Source organism: Azospirillum sp. A29 (assembly GCF_042604625.1).
Taxonomy (GTDB): Bacteria; Pseudomonadota; Alphaproteobacteria; order Azospirillales; family Azospirillaceae; genus Azospirillum; species Azospirillum palustre.
The window spans coordinates 1-19906 of the sequence record NZ_CP170462.1 but is presented as its reverse complement, the minus strand read 5'-3'; the positions used below and the strand labels follow the sequence as shown (position 1 = coordinate 19906).

The window sequence follows — 19906 nt, the reverse complement described above, 5'->3', positions numbered from 1 at the left end:
CCGCAGCTTCAGTCTGGTGCCGAACAACAACCGCAGCCGGCCGATTGCTGCCCGGCCTGGAAAAATGCGGCCATATCATGCGTTCCGCATCCTGATAAAATGTTTTACTAAATCGGTTGAGTTGTCTATAGTGTGGGTATCGGACTTTCTTTATGCCCAGCGAGAACCAAACGGAAAGGGCCGACAAGAACGAATTTGGAGGAAACCGATGAAGTTGGCGATGATGGCGACGGTGGCACTTCTTTGCCTGGGTACGGTCGCCGAAGCGAAGACGACGGTCAATGTCTGGTTCCATGCTGGCCGCGGTGGCGAACGCCAGGTTCTGGAAGACCAGATTGCCCGCTTCAACGCCGAACGCCCGGATGTCGAGATCAAAGCGGTCCAGTTGCCGGAAGGGAGCTACAACGACCAGATCAGCGCTGCGGCGATGAGCGGCGCCCTGCCCGACCTGCTGGACTTCGACGGCCCGCTGCTGGCGAATTATGTCTGGTCGGGATATGTCCGGCCGCTGGACGATCTGCTGCCGAAGGACATTTTCGACGATCTGCTGCCCTCGCTGAAGGCGCAAGGGACCTATCCGGTCGACGGCAAGCTGTACGGGATCGGCACCTTCGACAGCGGGCTGGCGCTGTGGGCGAACCGTCCGCTCCTGGAAAAGGCGGGCATCCGCATCCCAACCCTCCCGGAAGACGCCTGGACGCTGGCGGAGTTCGAGGATGCAATGGAGCGGCTGTCCAAGCTGGATGGCATCAAATGGCCGCTCGATGCCAAACTCAGCTACGGCAACGGCGAATGGTTCACCTACGGCTTCTCGCCCATCCTCCAGTCCTTCGGTGGCGACCTGATCGACCGCAAGAGCTGGAAGGCCGCGGGAACCCTGGATGGCGACGCCTCCGTCCGCGGGCTCCAGACCCTGCAGGGCTGGATCAGGCGCGGCTGGGTGACGCCCGCATCGGCCGGCGACACCAGCTTCTACGGCGACAAAACGGCGGCCATGGCGCTGGTCGGCCACTGGGCCTACCCCAACCATGACAAGGGTCTGGGCGAGAACGCCATCCTGATCCCGATGCCGAAGTTCGGCGGCCGGCAGGTGACCGGCCTCGGCTCCTGGAACTGGGGCATCTCGGCCGACAGCAAGCACCCGACCGAGACGGCGGCCTTTCTCGCCTTCCTGATGCGGCCCGAAGAGGTGGTCCGCATCTCCAACGCCAATGGCGCCGTTCCCGGCCGCAAGGCCGCGATCCCGCTTTCCAGCCTCTACAAGGAGGGCGGCAGGCTGAACCTGTATTACAGGCAATTGCTGACCATCGGCGTCTCCCGCCCCTTCCACCCGGCCTATCCGCTGATCACCCGCGCCTTTGCCGACGCCGTCAGCAATGTCGCATCCGGTGCCGACGTGAAGACCGAACTGCGCAAGGCGGCTGCCCGGATCGACCGCGGGATCGCCGAGAATGGCGGGTATCCGCCTTTCGGCGGCAAGAAGTAGGCGCCGTCTTGCCCATGAGGCACCGCCCCCCCTCGACCGTCCGGCCCTGCCCGGCGCGCTGTTGAAAGAGTTGGCGACGTGACTGATACCTCAATCGCACCTCCGGCGACCGGCCTGCCGCGGCGGGCGGTCGCAACGCGACCGAAGAAGGGCCGTGCGGTCGCGCTCATGCTGGCGCCGGCGCTGATTCTGCTGGCGCTGTTCCTGATCGTTCCCTTCGCCCTGTCGATCGGGCTGTCCTTCACCAACCACAATCTGCTCAACCGCCGGACCGTCACCCTGCTTGTCGGGCTGGACAATTACCTGTCGATCCTGGGCGACGAACGGTTCTGGCATGCCGCCTGGAACACCACGCGCTTCGCCCTGGTGGTGGTGCCGGTGCAGACCGTGCTGGCGCTGCTGCTGGCGGTGCTGGTCAATGCCGGCCTGCCCGGCCGCAACCTGTTCCGCGGACTCTATTTCCTGCCGACGGTGCTGTCCATGGCGGTGGTCAGCGTGGTGTGGGCCGGGCTGCTGCGGGCGCCGCAAGGCGTGCTCAACGCCCTGGTCGGCATCCTGTCGAACGGCGCGCTCGGCCCCTATGACTGGCTCGGCGACGAGGCTTTCGCCCTGCCCACGATCATGGTGCTCTCGATCTGGCAAGGCGTCGGCTTCCAGATGGTGATCTATCTGGCAGGCCTGCAATCGATCAACGCCGAACTCTACGAGGCGGCGCGCATCGACGGGGCCAACCGCTTCCAGCAATTCCTGCACATCACCCTGCCCAGCCTGCGCAATACCCACATCTTCGTCGTGCTGGCGACCACTGTCCTGGCCTTCAAGCTGTTCGGACAAGTCGACGTGCTGACCCAGGGCGGACCGCTGGACAGCACGAACACGCTGGTCCGCTACATCTTCACCGCCGGCTTCCGCGAACACCGCGTCGGCTATGCCTCGGCGGCGTCGGTGATCTTCTTTCTGCTGGTGCTGGCCATCGCGCTCGTACAGCGCGCCCTGGTGCGCGAAGACCGGGAGATCGGATCATGACCATGCCACGCCCTCCCTCCTTGCGGCTGCTGTCGCCGGCCGCGATGCTGACCTACACGGCGATGCTGGCGGCGGCGGCGATCATGCTGGGTCCGCTGGTGGTGATGCTGGTCACCAGCCTGAAGGCAGACGACGTGCAGATCGTCAGCGATCTCGGCAGCGCCCGCGCCTTCGTGCCCGGTCCGGTCAGCCTCGACAAGTACCGGGCGGTCCTGGCCGACCGGCAGATGCCCTTTCTGCGCTTCCTGCTCAACACCGTGGTGGTGGTGGTCTGCATCGTCGGCTTCGGCATCATCGTCAACTCGATGGCGGCCTATTGCCTGGCGCGGCGGCGGTTCCGCGGCCGCGACATGCTGCTGGCGGTCGTCATCGCGCTCATCATCGTCCCGGTCGAAAGCCTGGCCGTTCCCCTGCTGATGATGGTGAATGCCTTGGGATGGACGGAAAGCTACCACGTCCAGATCGTACCCTTCATCGCCCATCCCTTCTCGATCTTCCTGTTCTACCAGTATTTCGCGAAGCTTCCGAAGGATCTGGACGAGGCGGCGGCCATGGACGGCGCCTCCACCTGGCGGATCTACTGGTCGATCATCATGCCGCTGAGCGCACCGGTGATCGCGACGGTCGCCATCCTCCAGGGGCTGGAGTTCTGGAGCGCCTATCTGTGGCCGTTGATGGTCACCCGCGGGCCGGAGTTCCGCCCGCTGTCCGTCGCCGTGGCCCAGTTCTTCGGGCAGGAGCCGAGGCAGTGGGGTGAGGCGATGGCCTTCGCCAGCATGGCCTCCCTGCCCGTCGTCACCGCCTATCTCGTCTTTCAGCGCTGGTTCATCCAGAGCGTCGTCGGCGCCGCCGTCAAAGGATAAGCGATGTTCAATCCGCCCGATCAGTATGTGTGGGATTTCTGGACCGTCGAGGACCGGGGAGTCACCCATCTCTTCTATCTCAGCGCCCCGCGCAGCCTGCCGGATCCCGAAATGCGCCATGCCAATGCGCGCTGCGGCCATGCGGTGTCCCGCGACCTTGTTCACTGGACCCGACTGCCGATGGCGCTGGAACCCGGGCCGGCGGGGTCGTGGGACGACCGCGCGATCTGGACCGGCAGCGTGTGCCGGGCCGGCGGGCGCTGGGCCATGCTCTACACCGGAACCAATTGGGCCGAGGACGGCAAGATCCAGCGCGTCGGGCTCGCTTGGTCGGACGATCTGATCAGCTGGAGCAAGGATCCCGCCAACCCGGTGATCGAGGCGGACCCCTCGCGTTACCTCGGCCGGAATCCCGCCCATCATCAGGAACTGGCCTGGCGCGATCCCTTCCTGATGCCGGATCCCGCGGGCGACGGCTATCTCGCCTACATCACGGCGCAGCGGCTCGGGACGGCATCGGGCAAGCCGGGCTGCGTAGCGCTGGCCCGTTCCGCCGATCTGCGCTCCTGGACGGTTGGCGGGCCGGTCACCGAGATGGACGAGTTCTTCCTGATGGAGATACCGCAGGTCATCCCATGGAAAGGCCGCTACATCCTGGTCTTCAATGCGGACCGCAGCTGGGTGCGGGAGGACAGCGATGCGCCGGTGGCCACCGGCGCCTTCTATGCCGTGTCGGACCGCTGCGACGGCGGCTTCCGCTATGCCGGTCCCCTGGCGGTCGGACCGACCAATGCGCTGTTCGGGATCAAGCTGCTGCCGGCCCCGGATGGAAGCCCGGCCGCAATCGGCTGGCGGGGCTACCAGCCGGACGGCAGTTTCCTGGGTGGGATCACCGACCCTCTGCCGGTGCGCATCGGGCCGGACGCCCGGATCGACTGCCTGACGCCGTGACCGGCCCCCACCCCGATCGGAACCGCTGACAAGGATTGGGAGGCCTCCCGCAATGGCACCCGTGACGCTGCACAACATCCGCAAGAGCTATCAGCAGCACGCCGTTATCCACGGCATCGATCTCGACATCGCCCATGGCGAGTTCATCGTCTTCGTCGGCCCGTCGGGCTGCGGGAAATCGACCCTGCTGCGCATGATCGCCGGGCTGGAGCCCATCTCGTCGGGCGAGATGCTGATCGACGGCCTGCGGGCCAATGACCAGGACCCCGTCGAGCGCGGCGTGGCGATGGTTTTCCAGTCCTATGCCCTCTATCCGCACATGACCGTGCGCGAGAACATGGCGTTCGGACTGAAGATGGCGAAGGCCAGCCGGGCGGTGATCGACCAGCGCGTGGCGGAGGCGGCGCTGATCCTTCATCTGGAGCATCTGCTGGACCGGCGCCCCCGCGCGCTGTCGGGCGGCCAGCGCCAGCGCGTCGCAATCGGCCGGGCGATCGTCCGCCATCCCAAAGTGTTCCTGTTCGACGAACCCCTGTCGAACTTGGACGCCGCCTTGCGGGGCAACATGCGGCTGGAGATCGCCCGGCTGCATCGGGACATCGGCAACACCATGATCTACGTCACCCACGATCAGGTGGAGGCGATGACGCTGGCCGACCGCATCGTCGTCCTGAACGCCGGCAGGGTGGAACAGGTGGGCACGCCGCTGGAGCTCTACGAACGTCCCGCCAACCGGTTCGTCGCCGGTTTCCTGGGGTCGCCGGCCATGTCCTTTTTGACCGGAAGGGTCGAAGCGGTCAACGGGGGCGGGGTGCGGGTCGGGCTCCTCGACGGCAGTTCGGTGCAGTCGGACTGCCGTCCCGGCCCGACGACCAAGGTCGGCGACTCCGTCACCGTGGGCATCCGGCCGGAAGCCCTGAGCGCCGGAAACCAATGGGGCTTCCGTCTGATGCTGGAGATCCGGGACATCGAGTATCATGGGGACCGCGGCTTCCTGCATGGTGCCGGCCCAGGCATGGAGGCCCTGACCGCGGCGATTCCCGGTGGAAAGCGCTTCCGCGTCGGCGAGCGGGTGGAAGTTTTCTTCCAACCCGACGCGCTGCACCTGTTCGATGCCTCCGGTGCCGCCCTGGCGCGGGCGAACCACTGACAGGTTCTGCCAGGAGCCGCCTCAGGACGGCGGGGTTGCATTCCCATGCGCATGGCGACGGTATAGGATCGCGGTTCCATCCGTCCAATGTCCTGAGTGCCATGTCCAGCCGTCCGACCATCAAAAGCGTTGCTGCCGAAGCCGGAGTGTCCACGACCACGGTTTCCCTGGTCGTGAACAACAACGCCGACGCCATCCCCGAAACGACCCGCGAGCGGGTGTGGCAGGCGGTACGCAAGCTCGGTTACCGGCCGAACCCAAGCGCCCGGGCGCTCAGTTCTTCCCAGACACATACCATCGGCTTCATCACGGACGTGATCGCATCGTCGGGTTATGCCGGACGCACGATCGTTGGTGCCCAGGAACTGAGCTGGGCCAACGACAAAGTCCTGCTGATCGTGAATACCGGGGGCGATGCCGCCATCACCCGCGCCGCGGTCGATATGCTGCGCGACCGGCAGGTCGACGGCATCATCTACGCCGCCATGTCCATGTGCGCGGTGGAGTTGCCGGCCGAACTGCTGACGATGCCGACGGTGCTGGTGAACGCCTATGACCCGCAGGACCGCTTTCCCTCCATCCTCGCGGACGAGGAGTTGGGCGGCTATGCCGCCACCCGCGCGCTGATCGAAGCCGGACACCGACGCATCGGCCTGTTGTACGGCCTGCCGGAAGTGGATGCCGGCCGCGAACGGCTGGCTGGCTACCGGCGGGCGCTGGCGGAGGCCGGCATCGCCTGGGACGATCGGTATGTCCGCAGCGATTGCTGGTTCCCGGAAGGCGGCCACCGCTCCACCATGGCTCTGATGGCGCTGGAACAGCAGCCGACCGCGCTGTTCTGCATCAACGACTGGGTGGCGATGGGCTGCTACGAAGCCCTCAAGGAGCTTGGACTGTCCATCCCGAAGGACGTGGCCGTCATCGGCTATGACAACCACGAGCTGGCCGGATTGCTGCGGCCGGGTTTGACCACCATGCAACTGCCTCATTACGAACTCGGCCGCAAGGCAGTGGAATATCTTCTTGGATCACCGGAGGCGCAGGCGGCCAATCGGATGATCCGCGTGCCCTGCCCGCTGATCCGCCGCAGCTCCATCTGATACCAACGGCCATCGCAGAAAAATAGCAGGTGTCCGCGCTGGCCGGCGCGGCGGCGGCACAAGCCGCACCCATCGCACTACCGATTTAGTAAATCGCTTCACTAAATCGGTTGACTCAAATTGATCGTATGCCCTACAATCAATTTCAGCCGGACAAACCGGGGCGACGATGGGCGGGGATCATCCGCTCTGCTGCCAGCGTCCCGGTTCGACCCGACCGGTTCAGCCGCTCCTATGCTGGCGGAACATCCCGTTTTCCCGCCATCGCCATCCCGCGCAACGCCGCGGGGTGACCCCGTGCCGCCATATCGACGCGGCCCGCCATCACGACAACGAACGCCCAAAAGGGGGGAAGTTATGCCTGGATTTTCACGGTATTGCGGCGTGTCCGCCGCGACTTTGGCATTGGCCGGCTGCCTGGGGGCGGCCGAGGCAAGCGCCGAAACCGGCTTCAAGCTGCTGCTGGGCGGCGACGCCTATTTCGAAGGCGGCGCCGTCGACCAGAAGCTTGACGCCGGCCAGCGCTCCGTCGAGTTCCGCAACCGCGTCCGCCTGAAGGTCGCCCCGACCGCCACCGCCGACAATGGCCTGCAATATGGCGCGCGCCTCACCCTGATGGCCGCCAACGGCGACCGCACCGCGTCCGACGACGGCGCCTACCTGTTCGTGAAGGGCAGCTTCGGCCAGATCAGCGCCGGCGGCCAGGGCGGCCCCAGCGACGACAGCGGTGTCATCGCCCCGTCCGACTGGGGAACCGGCGGCGTCGACGGCGCCTTCGCGGCCTTCCTCGGCAACACCGGCGCCAACGTGCCGTCAATGACCACCAACCTGAAGGCGCTGAAGTCGGGAGACGCCGGCACCCGGCTGGTCTACTCCTCGCCGCGCTTCTCCGGCCTGCAGGCGGTGGTCAGCTATCAGCCGCAGACCGGCAGCTTCAACACCAACATCGACCGCAACAAGAGTCTGACCCCGGCGGACGCCACCCACACCGGCGGTTACTCCGACGTCGTTGAAGGCGGCGTGAACTACGACGACCAGCTGGGCGACGTCGCCGTCAAGGGTGCCGCCTACGTCCTGGGAGGCCAGGCCCGCAACTCCGCCGCCGGCGCGTCGTTCGAGCGGCTGACCTCCTATCATCTCGGCCTGTCCGCCGCCTATGGCGGGCTGAAGCTCGGCGGCAGCTATTCCTGGGGCGGCGAGAGCGGCTACATCCGCAGGGCCAGCAACAGCGCGGCCACAGACCGCGGCGGTCAGAATGTCTGGACCGTCGGCGCGCAATACACTTTGGCCGCCTACACGCTGGGCGTCGGCTACCTGCATTCGAAGGACGCCGGCGACCTCGCCGTGCGCGGCAACCGCAACTTCGACCTCATCACCACCGGCATCCGCTACGTTGCGGCGCCGGGCTTGGCCTTCGGGGCGGAATACAACCACTTCCGCCTGAACTCCGACGTCGCGAGCCAGAACGATCGCGGCAACATGGTCCTGGTCCGGACGAGCCTGGACTTCTAGGTCTCCCATCGTCCTCTGACGTTAGCGTCCATCCCAGTGCGACTGGCCGGTTGCCGGCATGTGCCTTCTCACGACGGCCAATGCCCGGCAACCGGCACCTTTTTTCATCAACCGCTCGCTTCGGAGTCCCTCGCCATGCACTCCGCACTCCCGACCGGCACCTTGCCGATAGGCCGCAGATTCGGCGTCCAGGCGAAACTGCTTGCCGCCTTCATCGGCATGGCGGCCATCACCGTCGGGGTCTGCGGAAGCGGACTGTTGTCTCTCTCCGCCCTGATGAAGCCGCTCGACCGTGTGGTTTCGGTCAGCCTGCCCAATATGGAACTGGCAAATCGCCTGGCTTCCGCGAGTGCCGGCATCGCTCTGGCCGCCCCGTCGCTGGACGCTGCCGACAGCGAGGACACGAGGGCCCGGCTGTTCGAGGACATCGACAATCGCGGCCGGATGCTCACTGCCCTGATCGATGAGGTCGAGAGCCGCCATGACGGCGAATTCGGGAACGATTTGCGCAGCTCGATGACGAGCCTGCTGGCGACACTCGGGACGGCAAACGGAACGGTGGCGCGACGGCTCGACCTCCGTACCCGCCGGCAGGCGGCGCTCTCGGCGCTCGATCACGATGCAGACCGGCTCGACGCGGAACTGACCCCCCTGATCGAAATGCTGGGTGTGGAGCTCCGCAGCAAGGGAGACACGGTTCAATCCTCCCTCGATTTCGAACTCGACGCGCTGACGGAGGCATTGGCCGGCTTCCGGCAGATGTCCGGCAGCGCTGCCCCCGACGCCGCCTCGGGTGGCGAGCCGTTGGCCGCCCTGGAGCGTGCCGTCGCCACGGCAACCGACAATGCCCGCGCGCAACTGCGCGAAGGATTGTCCCCCCTTCTGAGCCGCGGCCTGCTGCGATTCCGGGCGGCATTGGAAACGGCAACCCACGGCAGCATCGTCGCGGGCATTCTCCGCGAGGCGAGCCAAACGATCGACGAACGGCGCTTGGCCCAACTGGAACAGGAGTATTCGAGCCAGACGGTCCTGCTCTCGAACAGGGTAAGGCTTCTCCAGCGGGGCGGCGACGGGAAGGACGTCGCCGCGCTTGCCGGAACTGTCGAGACACTGATCGCCCATGGCCGGGGCGAGGACGGTCTCTTCGCATTGCGCCGCTCCGAAACGTCAGCGATGCGGGAAGGCGCTGCGATCCTGGCCGAAAACCGGCAACGCGCGGAAGAACTGTCCGCAGGGGTCGACACGCGGATCGCCGCCATGCGCGCGGACGCCCACGCCGCGGTCGAAACGGTCGGCGCGACCCTGGCGGCCGATCGCCTGACGATGATGCTTTCCGCCGCGGCCAGTGCCGTGGCCGCACTGCTGCTGATCTGGGGCGTCGGACACCGGATGATCGTGTCGCGGCTGCGCCGGCTGGCCTCGGCGATGCTGGCGATTGCCGGCGGCCGGCTCGATTCGGAAATTCCGGCCGGCGGTGCCGACGAGATCGGCGAGATGACCGAAGCGCTGACGGTTTTCCGCGACACCGCCCTCGTCGCCCGCGATGCCGGCGCGCGCGCCGAACGCGAGCGGAACCGCGCCGCGGAGGAGCGGTCGCGCACGATGCACGAGATCGCCGAGCAGATCGAAGACCTCGTCCGGTCGGTGCTGCACAGCGTGTCGGCCTCGGCATCGGGAATGCAGGAGATCGCCCAGGGAATGAGCCGGACCGCGCATGCGACCGCCGAGGAGACCGTCATGGCGACCGACAGCTCCCGTCAGGCGGAAGACAGCGTCAGGGCGGTGGCGGCAGCGACGGCGGAACTGTCGCACTCCATCGGCGCGGTGCGCGACCGCGTGCTGCGCTCCGGCACGATCGCCCGCGACGCGGCCGCGACGGTCACGCGCACGAACGAGGCCATCGACGGCCTTGCCGCCAGCGTGCGCGCCATCGGCGACATCGTCGGACTGATCAGCGGGATTGCGGCCCAGACCAATCTCCTGGCGCTCAATGCCACGATCGAGGCGGCCCATGCCGGGGAGGCCGGAAAGGGGTTCGCCGTCGTCGCGGCCGAGGTGAAGGCCCTGGCCGGAGAGGTCGCGGCGGCGACCGACGACATCACCGGACAGATCGCCAGCATCCGCAACACGACGGAACAGGTGGTGGCGGCGACCCGCAGCATCGCCGCCGTCGTCAACCAGATCAACGACCTCTCCCTCGACGTGTCCGAAACGGTCGAACGGCAGCGGGACATCACCGGCATGATCGCGCAGAACGTCGAAGTCGCCATGACGGGCGCCGGGCGGGTCCGCGACACCATCGACACCGTCGCCAGATCCGCCGGCACCGCCGGCGAGACCGCGGACCGGGTCCTGTCCGCCTCGGCGACGGTCGTCCGGGCGGTCGAGGCCCTGGACACGGAGGTCGGCACGCTGGTGGCCCGCATGAGGCGCTGACTCCCCAGCCCCTTGGCCAGCCCGGAGGCCAGTGACCGAAATGCCTCCGTCAACCACGACAGCTTGCGCGCGTCGATCTGATAAAGCGTTTTATTGAACCGATTGACTGATAGTGGAACGTACCCTATAGCATCCATGTCCAGCGGATCCGAACGGGGTCCGAACAGGATGCGGCAAGCGGTCCGCTGCTCCCGGCGCAGCCTTCTCCCCGGCGGGTCCGGCCGTCATGCCGAGAAGACAGTCTGTTCAAGCCGCCATCGCCATGCCGCGCAACGCCAAGGGCTTATCATGCCCCGCCATGCGTCCGGCGGTCTGCCTTTGCAACAACAAACGCGTTCGAACAGGAGGAAGTCATCTTGGAACTCAACGCCGCCAGAGCGATCCTTTCCACCATCGGAGGGGCGGGGAACATCGTCAGCGCAGCCCATTGCGCAACGCGCCTGCGCCTCGTTCTGAAAGACCCCGCCGCTGTCGACAAGACGGCATTGGAGAAGATCGAGGCCGTCAAGGGGACGTTCCTCTCCGGCGGGCAGTTCCAGATCGTCATCGGTCAGGGCGCGGTGAAGCGCGTGTTCGACGGCGTCATCGCCCTCGGCGTCAAATCGGTGTCGGTGGAGGAGGCGAAGGCGGACGCCGCCGCGAACCTCAACATCCTCCAGCGCCTGGCGCGGCTGCTCTCCAACATCTTCGTTCCGATCATCCCGGTGATCGTCGCCAGCGGCCTGCTGATGGGCGCCCTCGGCATGGCGACGACGCTCGGCTGGCTGACCGGCCAGTCGTCGCTGTTCCAGCTTCTCAACATCGTGTCGAACACCGCGTTCGTCTTCCTGCCGATCCTCGTCGCCTTCTCCGCCGCCCGCGAGTTCCGTGTGAGCCCCTTCATGGCTGCGGCGCTGGGCGGCATCATGATTCATCCGGATTTGCAGAATGCCTGGACGGTCGGCACCGGCGTGAAGGAATACTGGGATCTGTTCGGCATTCCGGTCGCCAAGCTCGGCTATCAGGGCACCGTGCTGCCGATCCTGATCGCGGTCTGGGTCATGAGCCACATCGACCGGCTGGTCCGCCGGGTGGTGCCCGATATGTTCGACATCGTGCTGACGCCGTTCCTGACGCTCCTGGTCTCGGCCTTCTTCGCCCTGACGGTCCTCGGTCCGGCCGGCCGGATTCTCGGGGACGGCATCTCCGTCGGCCTCCAGGCGCTCTACACCCATGGCGGCGTCCTCGCTGGCCTCCTCTTCGGGGGCGTCTATTCGGCGATCGTTGTGACCGGCGTCCACCATTCCTTCCATGCGATCGAGGCGGGCCTGCTGGCCAATCCGGCGATCGGCATCAACTTCCTTCTGCCGATCTGGGCGATGGCCAACGTCGCCCAGGGCGGTGCCGCCCTGGCGGTCTTCTTCCGCACGGACGACATCAAGGTGAAGCAGATCGCCCTGCCGGCTTCGCTTTCCTGCCTGCTCGGGATCACCGAGGCCGCTATCTTCGGTGTCAACCTGCGCTTCGTCCGGCCCTTCGTCTGCGCAGCGGCGGGCGGCGCGGTCGGCGGCGCCTTCGTCGTCGCCACCAAGGTCGGCATGACGGCGGTCGGCGTCACCGGCATTCCCGGCATCGCCATCGTCGAGCCGACCTCCATCCCGAGCTATCTCATCGGGATGCTGATCGCCTTCGCCGTCGCCTTCGCCGGTTCCTGGCTCTTCGGTCTCAAGAAGGGCCAAGCCTGATTTCCCCATTCCCCGACCTCGGAAAGAGCGTTCTTTGCGCACCGAAAACAGCATTCCCATGCCGGACCCGAATCGTGATCCCTGGCGCCCGCAGTTCCACCTTTCGGCACCGGTCGGGCTGATCAACGACCCGAACGGCCTGATCCATTGGAAGGAGGCTCATCACATCTTCTTCCAATGGAATCCGCTTGGCTGCACCCACGAAAACAAGTGCTGGGGCCATGCGCGGTCGGCCGATCTCGTAAACTGGGAGTTCCTGCCGCTCGCGCTCGCGCCGACGGAACGCTTCGAAAGCCACGGCTGCTATTCCGGTTCCGCGGTCGCCGACGGGGACGAGCTGGTGCTGGTCTATACCGGGAATGTCAGGAACGGGCTGGGGGAACGGGAAACCCACCAGTGCCTCGCCCGCTCCGGCGACGGCATCCGGTTCGACAAGCGGGGTCCGGTGATCACCGGACCCTCTCCTGGCTACACCACCCATTTCCGCGACCCGAAGGTCTGGCGCGACGAGACGGGCTGGTGGATGGTGCTCGGCGTCCAGACCAAGGATCTCGCCGGCACCGTGCTGCTGCTGCGTTCGCCCGACCTGCTGGGCTGGAGCGTCGTCGGACCGATCCTTGCAGCCGGCCAACATGGCTACATGTGCGAATGCCCCGATCTGTTCCGGATTGGCGGCAGCGACGCGCTGATATTCTGCGAACAGCACCATGGGGACGGTGATGGCGGCTCGGGGTTTTCCCCCAACGTCGCCGGGGTGGTGATCGGGCGCATCGATCTCGACACCGGCCGTTTCGATCATGGCCTCTTCCATCCGCTCGACCATGGCCGCGACTTCTATGCACCGCAGAGCTGGCTGGCACCCGACGGCAGACGCCTGCTGATCGGCTGGATGGGGCTGCCGGAACAGACGGCGGCTCCCACCGTAGACGCAGGTTGGATGCATTGCCTGACCATCCCCAGGGAACTGGCGCTGGCCGGTGATCGTCTCCACCAGCGTCCGGCCCGCGAGCTTGCCGCCCTGCGGGGGGAAGAACGCAGCGTCGAAGATCTCGCCGTCGCCGGGAAACGGTGGATCGACGGCCTCGAAGCCACCGCATGCGAAATCAGGCTGGATCTGGCCCCGGAGGAAACAGGCGATCTTGCGCTTGTCCTGCGGGCCGCCGCCGGCGAGCCGGTCACCCTCGCCTTCCTGCGCGACACCGGCGAAATCCGGTTGCATGGGCCGGGGATCGACGGGCGGATATCGCTGCTGGGCCTGACGGTCGCCAGCCGGCCGGTCGAGACGGTCACCGTCTTCGTCGACCGCTCCAGCATCGAGGTCTTCATCGACGGCGGAGACATCGTTCTTTCCGCCAGGACCTATCCGCATCCGTCGCCCACGAGAATCGGCCTCCGCTCCGAGCAGGGCGCAAGGGTGCTGCGCCTGACCCATTGGCCGCTCGGCAAGTCGTTCAGCCACGAGAAGCAGACATGTCGCGCGGAACAGCGCTGACATCCAAGGAGACGAGACCATGTTCCTGAGCCGCATGTTCGGTCGCAAGCCGGCCGCCGAGACCGCGGAAGCCACCGTCCCGACCGGTGCCCCGACCGGTGCCCCGGTGTCCGGCCCGGTCGACGTCGCCGCGCCGCTCGCCGGCCGGCTGATCGATATCGGCGAGGTGCCGGATCCGGTGTTCGCCGGGCGCGTTCTGGGGGATGGAATCGCCATCGACCCCGACGGCGCCGTGCTCCACGCGCCGTTCGACGGACGGGTCACGGGGCTGCACGAAGGCCGCCATGCGATCAATCTGCGCGCCGCGAACGGGGCGGAGGTCCTGATCCACATCGGCATCGACACCGTGGGCCTCCATGGGCAGGGCTTCCATCTGCATGTCGCCGAAGGCGCCCAGGTCGGCCGCGGCGCCCCGCTGGTCACCTTCGAACCGGACGTGATCAGGCCGAAGGCCCGCTCGATGGTCGTCCTGATGATCGTCACCAACGGCGAAGGCTGGAGCCTGCGCGACCTCCGGGAGCCCGGACCGGTCGGTATCGGGGAGATCTGCTGCCGGCTGGCACCGGTCGATGAGGCCACCGACGCCTCCCCGTTGAGCGCCCCCCTCCCGGCGACCGCTCCAGTAGCCCGGCCCCCTGCCGAGACCGCAATCGTCCGCCGGATCGCGGAAATCCGCGATCCGTTCGGCCTGCATGCCAGACCGGCCGGCGTCGTCGCCGATCACGCCAAGAAAAGCCCGGTGCCGATCACCGTCAGCCTTGGCGGCCGGCAGGCCGATGCCCGCAGCGCCGTCTCGTTGATGGTGCTCGGCGCACATTGCGGTGATCTGCTGACCATCGAGGCGCAGGGACAGGATGGCGCCGCCGCCGTCGATGCGATCGTCGCCTTTCTCGGTACGCCGACAGCGGCCGGCGAGGACCGGCCCGCCGCGGAGGAGCATCAAGCGGCGCCGGTCGCCGTGAATGCCTCCCCCCTGCCGTTCGGCGAGCCGGTGAGCCTGCGTGGCGTCACCGCCGCTCCCGGGCAAGCCGTGGGCCATACGCTGCGGCTGGTCCGCGAAGATCTCGCCTTCGCCGCCACGGCTGCCGACCCCGCCGCGGAAACCGCCGCTCTCGAACAGGCGCTCGTGGCGACCCGCGCGCGGATCGCCGCCCTGATCGCGGAACTCGGCGACGAGGGCGAACGGGGCCGCCACGGCGGCAAGCAAGCCGAGATCCTCGGTGCCCATCTCTCCTTTCTCGACGATCCCTTCCTAAAGGCCGCGGCCGACCGCCTGATCGCCTCGGGCAAGAGCGCGCCCTTCGCCTGGAAGGCCGCGGTCGATGAGCAGATCACCGCGTTGCGCGGTCTCGGCAACCGAGTGCTCGCCGAACGGGCGACCGATCTGGAAGATATCCAGCGCCGCGTCCTGCTCCAACTTCTCGGGCGGACGGAGGAGCGTCTGCGACTGGGCGACCGTACCGTCCTGATCGCGGACGACCTGCTGCCATCGCAGTTCGCCGAGTTGGAACTCGACCGCGTGGCCGGCATCTGCCTCGCCGCCAGCGGCCCCACCTCCCACGTCGCCATCCTCGCCGCGTCCCGCGGCATCCCGGCCGTGGTGGCAATCGGCCCCGACGCCCTGCGTGTGCAGGACGGCCAGGCGGTGATCATCGACGCCGGAAAGGCCGACGTGTGGATCAATCCTCCGTCGGATTCCATCACGTCGGTCGAGCGGGCGATCACGGTTCGCCGTGCCCGCCTCGCCGAGGCGCGCGCGGCGGCCGGGGCCGATTGCTGCACCACCGACGGGGTCCGCATCGAGGTCGTCGCAAATCTCGGTTCGCTTGCGGACGCCGGCCGGGCGATGGAGAACGGCGCGGAAGGCTGTGGACTGCTCCGCTCCGAATTCCTGTTCCTCGACCGCACAGAGGCGCCGGACGAGGACGAGCAGTATCGCGAATATCAGGCGATCACGACCGCGCTCGAAGGCCGCCCGACCATCATCCGCACCCTCGACGCCGGCGCCGACAAGGATGTGCCGTACATCCACCTGCCGGCGGACGAGAATCCGGCGCTCGGCTTGCGCGGCATCCGCACCAGCCTGTGGCAGCCGGAGATCCTGCGAACGCAGGTCAGGGCGATCCTTCGGGTCGAACCCTTCGGCACTTGCCGGATCCTGCTGCCGATGATCGCCACGCTCGCCGACTTCCGCACCGTCAAGACGGTGATCGAGGCGGAACGGATCGCCCTCGGCCGCGAAACGCCGATTGAGGTGGGGGTGATGGTAGAGGTGCCGTCCGCGGCGCTGACGGCGAAGCGCTTCGCGCGGGAGGTGGACTTCTTCTCGGTCGGAACCAACGACCTGACCCAGTATGCGCTGGCGATGGATCGCTGCAACCCTCGTTTGGCACAGCAACTCGACCCCTTCCATCCGGCCGTCCTGCGCCTGATCGCCGATGCCGCGGAAGGAGCGGCGACGCATGGCCGCTGGATCGGGGTCTGTGGCAATCTCGCTTCCTACCCGATCGCGGCCCCGCTCCTCATCGGCCTTGGCGTCACCGAACTTTCGGCCGGCCCCGAGGCGATCCCAGAGATAAAGGCCGCCGTGCGCAAACTGATCATGCCCGACTGCATCGCGGTGGCGAAGGCCGCTCTCGACCTCGACGACGGCGAGGCGGTCCGCAGCCTACTCGCCACCCATTGGCCGGAACTCTAAACAAGACCGCCGCGCTCAAGGAGAACAACAATGATTCTGGTCGCAGGGGAAGCCGTCATCGATCTCGTCGAGCGCCACCATTCCGATGGCGGTCACGTATTCGAGCCGGTCATTGGCGGATCACCGCTCAACGTTTCCGTCGGGCTGGCACGGCTCGGACAGCCCGTCGCCTTCCTCGGCGCGCTGTCGGGCGACCGGCTTGGAATGCGGATCACGGCTGCCCTGGGTCGCGAGGGCGTCAATCTCCGCTTCACCCGCCGGTCGGACAGGCCCTCGTCATTGGTCCTGGCCGCGCTCGACGACCGGGGTGTCCCCGACTACACCTTCTTCCTTGCCGGCGCCGCCGACTTCGCGATGACCGAAGGCGATCTGCCAATGGCGGAAGCCTGTTTTTCCGCCATTCATTTCGGGTCGGTCGCCGCCTTCCTGGATCCGACGGGGAAGACCTTGGCTGATTTCGTCGCGGCGCGACGGATGCAAAGCGTCATCTCGTTCGATCCCAACATGCGGCCGACCGTCACTCCCGACCGGGACGCCACCGTCGCCCGCTTCAATCGGCTGCTTCCGTTCGTCGACATTCTCAAGGCCAGCGCCGAGGATGTCGATTGGCTGTACAGCGATGCCGACCTCACCAGGACCGTCAGCGCATGGTCGCAGCTCGGACCCAGAATCGCCGTCGTCACCGCCGGTCCCGATGGTGCCTTCGCGGCGATCGCAGGAGAGGTCATTCATGTTCCCAGCCCGGCGGTGAGCGTCGTCGACACGATCGGTGCCGGCGACACCTTCCAGGCGGCCCTCCTCGATGGCCTCGCCAGCCAAGGCTTTCTCTCGCGCACTGCGATCGGCACCCTCGACCTCGCTGATTTGCGTCCGATCATCGAAAGGGCCGCCACCGCCGCGGCAATTACCTGTTCGCGGCGTGGTGCTGATCTTCCCCGTGCCGCCGAACTTTCCCAGCTTGTCAAGCCGCGTCAAAGGACCGCTGACGTCAAGGAGTCCAACGCATCATGACCGCGCTAACCCGTTCCCCCGCCTGGGCCGCCCTCGCCCAACACCGCCAGGACATGGCCGGCACGCACATGCGTGACCTGTTCGCCGCCGATCCAGGCCGGTTCAAAGCCTTTTCGACGGAGGCGGCCGGGCTGTTCCTCGACTATTCGAAGAACCGCATCACCCAGGACACGCTCCGCCTGCTGCTCGATCTCGCCCGCCAGCAGGATGTCGAGGGGGCGCGTGCCCGCATGTTCGGCGGCAAGCCGATCAACCTGACGGAAAAGCGCGCCGTCCTGCACACGGCGCTCCGCAACCGCTCCGACCGCGCCGTCACCGTCGATGGCCGCGACGTGATGCCGGGGGTGCGCGCGGCGCTGGAGCGGATGGATGCCTTCGCCAATTCGGTGCGCGACGGCGAGTGGCGCGGCTACAGCGGCCAGCCGATCACCGACGTGGTGAACATCGGCATCGGCGGCTCCGACCTCGGCCCCGTCATGGCGACGGAGGCGCTGAAGCCCTTCGCCCACGCCTATGTGGCGCTGCATTACGTCTCCAACGTCGATGGCACCCATCTGGCCGAACAGCTGAAGTGGCTGGACCCGGAGACGACTTTGTTCGTCATCGCGTCCAAGACCTTCACGACGCAGGAGACGCTGACCAACGCCCATTCCGCCCGCCGCTGGTTCCTGGAGACCGCGCAGGACGAGGGGCATGTCGCCAAGCACTTCGTCGCCGTCTCCACCAACGAGGCGGAGGTGCGCAAGTTCGGCATCGACCCGGCCAACATGTTCGGTTTCTGGGACTGGGTCGGCGGCCGTTATTCGCTGTGGTCGGCCATCGGCCTGCCGATCATGATCGCCATCGGCCCGGAGCGCTTCGCCGAGATGCTGGCCGGCGCCCATGCGATGGACGAGCATTTCCAGACCGCGCCGCTCGAGCACAACATGCCGGTGCTGCTGGCGCTGCTGGGCGTCTGGTACCGCAATTTCTGGGATGCCTCGTCCTACGCGGTGCTGCCCTACGACCAGTATCTGCACCGCTTCCCCGCCTATCTCCAGCAGCTGGACATGGAGAGCAACGGCAAGTTGATGACCCGCGGCGGCGAGCCGGTGGATTACCAGACCGGCCCGGTGCTGTTCGGTGAGCCCGGCACCAACGGCCAGCACGCCTTCTACCAGCTAATCCACCAGGGCACCTCGCTGATCCCCTGCGACTTCGTGGCGGCGGCGACCACCCACAATCCCATCGGGGCGGAGGCCGGCGCCCATCACCGCATCCTGCTGTCCAACGTCTTTGCCCAGGCCGAGGCACTGATGCGCGGCAAGACCGCCGACGAGGTGCGGGCGGAGATGACCAAGGCCGGCAAGCCAACGGATGAGGTCGAGGCACTGGTCCCCCACCGCGTCTTCCCCGGCAACCGCCCGTCCAACACCATCCTGATGCAGAGCCTGACTCCGGCGACGCTGGGCGCCCTGATCGCGCTGTACGAGCACAAGGTCTTCGTCCAGGGCATCGTCTGGGACATCAACAGCTTCGACCAGTGGGGCGTGGAGTTGGGCAAGCAGTTGGCCAACACCATCCTGCCGAAGATGGAGAGCGGGCCGGCTGAGGGGGCACATGATAGCTCCACCACCGGACTGATGGCGTGGTGGCAGGCACACCGGTTCCGTTGCAAAGTTTGATGGCGGATGCGGTGAGCCGCGGTATCGACACCGTCAGGCGGCCGCTCCGAACAGGTTGGCGATGAAGGTCGCCTGGGCGAGCATGTCGTTGGCAGGCATGGCGGCAACCTGCCCCTTGCGCACCATCGCCAGGATCTCGTAGCCGGCGATCGTCCGGCGCGCCGTGTGGAAGCCCTGAAACCCGAGCCCCGGCCGGACCAGCCGTTTGATCCGTCGGTGATCCTGTTCAACAATGTTATTGAGGTACTTGACCTGGCGCAGCTTGGTGAAGCGCCACAGCTCGCCGTTCTCCTTCATCGCCTTGGTCGCGCTCGGATAGGCGGCGTTCGTGTCCACGGTGAGGGTGCGCGGGTTCACCGTGTGTGCCTGCTTCTGCGCCTTGCGGGAGAAACGCCGGGCCGCGGCCGCATCGCGCTTGGCGCTGAGCAGGAAATCGATGGTCTGCCCGCGCGCATCGACGGCGCGGTATAGGTACATCCAGCGGCCCTTCACCTTCACGTAGGTCTCGTCCACCCGCCAGGAGCCGGTGGTCATCCGCAGGTGCGGACGGAGGCGCTTGTCCAGTTCCGGGGCATAGACCTGGATCCAGCGGCAGAGCGTCGTGTGATCGACGGCAACGCCGCGGTCGGCCAGCATCCGTTCCAGATCGCGGTAGCTGATCGGGAACTGCAGGTACCAGCGCACCGCCCACAGGATCACCTCGGCCGTGAACTGCCGGCCCTTGAACGGGCTCCTCCTGCTGCGCATCACCGTGTCACCTCAACCGTCGAAAGCGGCCGGGTTTTACCTGATC

General features: G+C 66.8%; 14 protein-coding genes. 13 read left to right on the top strand and 1 reads right to left on the bottom strand.

The window, feature by feature from the left end; all coding sequences use genetic code 11:
• The first annotated feature begins 208 nt into the window (after positions 1-208).
• From ABNQ38_RS07375 to pgi, 13 genes are all read left to right on the top strand, one after another.
• Positions 209-1486, top strand: a complete 1278-nt coding sequence (locus tag ABNQ38_RS07375; RefSeq protein WP_377806494.1) for an ABC transporter substrate-binding protein — start codon at positions 209-211, stop codon at positions 1484-1486.
• A gap of 78 nt (positions 1487-1564) precedes the next feature.
• The gene (locus tag ABNQ38_RS07370; RefSeq protein WP_377806493.1) at positions 1565-2512 is read left to right on the top strand and encodes a carbohydrate ABC transporter permease; all 948 of its coding nucleotides are present in this window, start codon (positions 1565-1567) and stop codon (positions 2510-2512) included.
• Positions 2509-3375, top strand: coding sequence for a carbohydrate ABC transporter permease (locus ABNQ38_RS07365; protein WP_377806492.1), 867 nt, complete (start codon positions 2509-2511; stop codon positions 3373-3375). The genes ABNQ38_RS07370 and ABNQ38_RS07365 overlap by 4 nt, the downstream gene beginning before the upstream one ends.
• A 3-nt stretch (positions 3376-3378) precedes the next feature.
• Positions 3379-4326, top strand: a complete 948-nt coding sequence (locus ABNQ38_RS07360; RefSeq protein WP_377806491.1) for a hypothetical protein — start codon at positions 3379-3381, stop codon at positions 4324-4326.
• Positions 4327-4378: 52 nt separating this feature from the next.
• Positions 4379-5476, top strand: a complete 1098-nt coding sequence (locus ABNQ38_RS07355) for an ABC transporter ATP-binding protein (RefSeq protein WP_377806490.1) — start codon at positions 4379-4381, stop codon at positions 5474-5476.
• Between the two features lie 101 nt (positions 5477-5577).
• Positions 5578-6576, top strand: a complete 999-nt coding sequence (locus ABNQ38_RS07350; protein ID WP_377806489.1) for a LacI family DNA-binding transcriptional regulator — start codon at positions 5578-5580, stop codon at positions 6574-6576.
• 384 nt (positions 6577-6960) lie between these two features.
• On the top strand, positions 6961-8088 hold the full coding sequence (locus ABNQ38_RS07345; protein ID WP_377806488.1) for a porin: 1128 nt from the start codon (positions 6961-6963) through the stop codon (positions 8086-8088).
• 135 nt (positions 8089-8223) lie between these two features.
• On the top strand, positions 8224-10524 hold the full coding sequence (locus tag ABNQ38_RS07340; RefSeq protein WP_377806487.1) for a methyl-accepting chemotaxis protein: 2301 nt from the start codon (positions 8224-8226) through the stop codon (positions 10522-10524).
• Between the two features lie 353 nt (positions 10525-10877).
• A complete protein-coding gene (locus tag ABNQ38_RS07335) occupies positions 10878-12248 on the top strand; it encodes a sucrose-specific PTS transporter subunit IIBC (protein ID WP_377806738.1) in 1371 nt (456 codons plus the stop codon).
• Positions 12249-12306: 58 nt separating this feature from the next.
• On the top strand, positions 12307-13740 hold the full coding sequence (locus ABNQ38_RS07330; protein WP_377806486.1) for a glycoside hydrolase family 32 protein: 1434 nt from the start codon (positions 12307-12309) through the stop codon (positions 13738-13740).
• Between the two features lie 19 nt (positions 13741-13759).
• A complete protein-coding gene (gene ptsP, locus ABNQ38_RS07325) occupies positions 13760-16438 on the top strand; it encodes a phosphoenolpyruvate--protein phosphotransferase (RefSeq protein ID WP_377806485.1) in 2679 nt (892 codons plus the stop codon).
• 30 nt (positions 16439-16468) lie between these two features.
• A complete protein-coding gene (locus ABNQ38_RS07320; RefSeq protein ID WP_377806484.1) occupies positions 16469-17449 on the top strand; it encodes a carbohydrate kinase in 981 nt (326 codons plus the stop codon).
• Positions 17446-19113, top strand: a complete 1668-nt coding sequence (gene pgi, locus ABNQ38_RS07315) for a glucose-6-phosphate isomerase (protein ID WP_377806483.1) — start codon at positions 17446-17448, stop codon at positions 19111-19113. The genes ABNQ38_RS07320 and pgi overlap by 4 nt, the downstream gene beginning before the upstream one ends.
• Before the next feature lie 33 nt (positions 19114-19146).
• On the opposite strand, the gene ABNQ38_RS07310 is transcribed toward pgi, so the two are convergent.
• Positions 19147-19860, bottom strand: coding sequence for an IS6 family transposase (locus tag ABNQ38_RS07310; protein ID WP_377806482.1), 714 nt, complete (start codon positions 19858-19860; stop codon positions 19147-19149).
• Between the last annotated feature and the right edge of the window lie 46 nt (positions 19861-19906).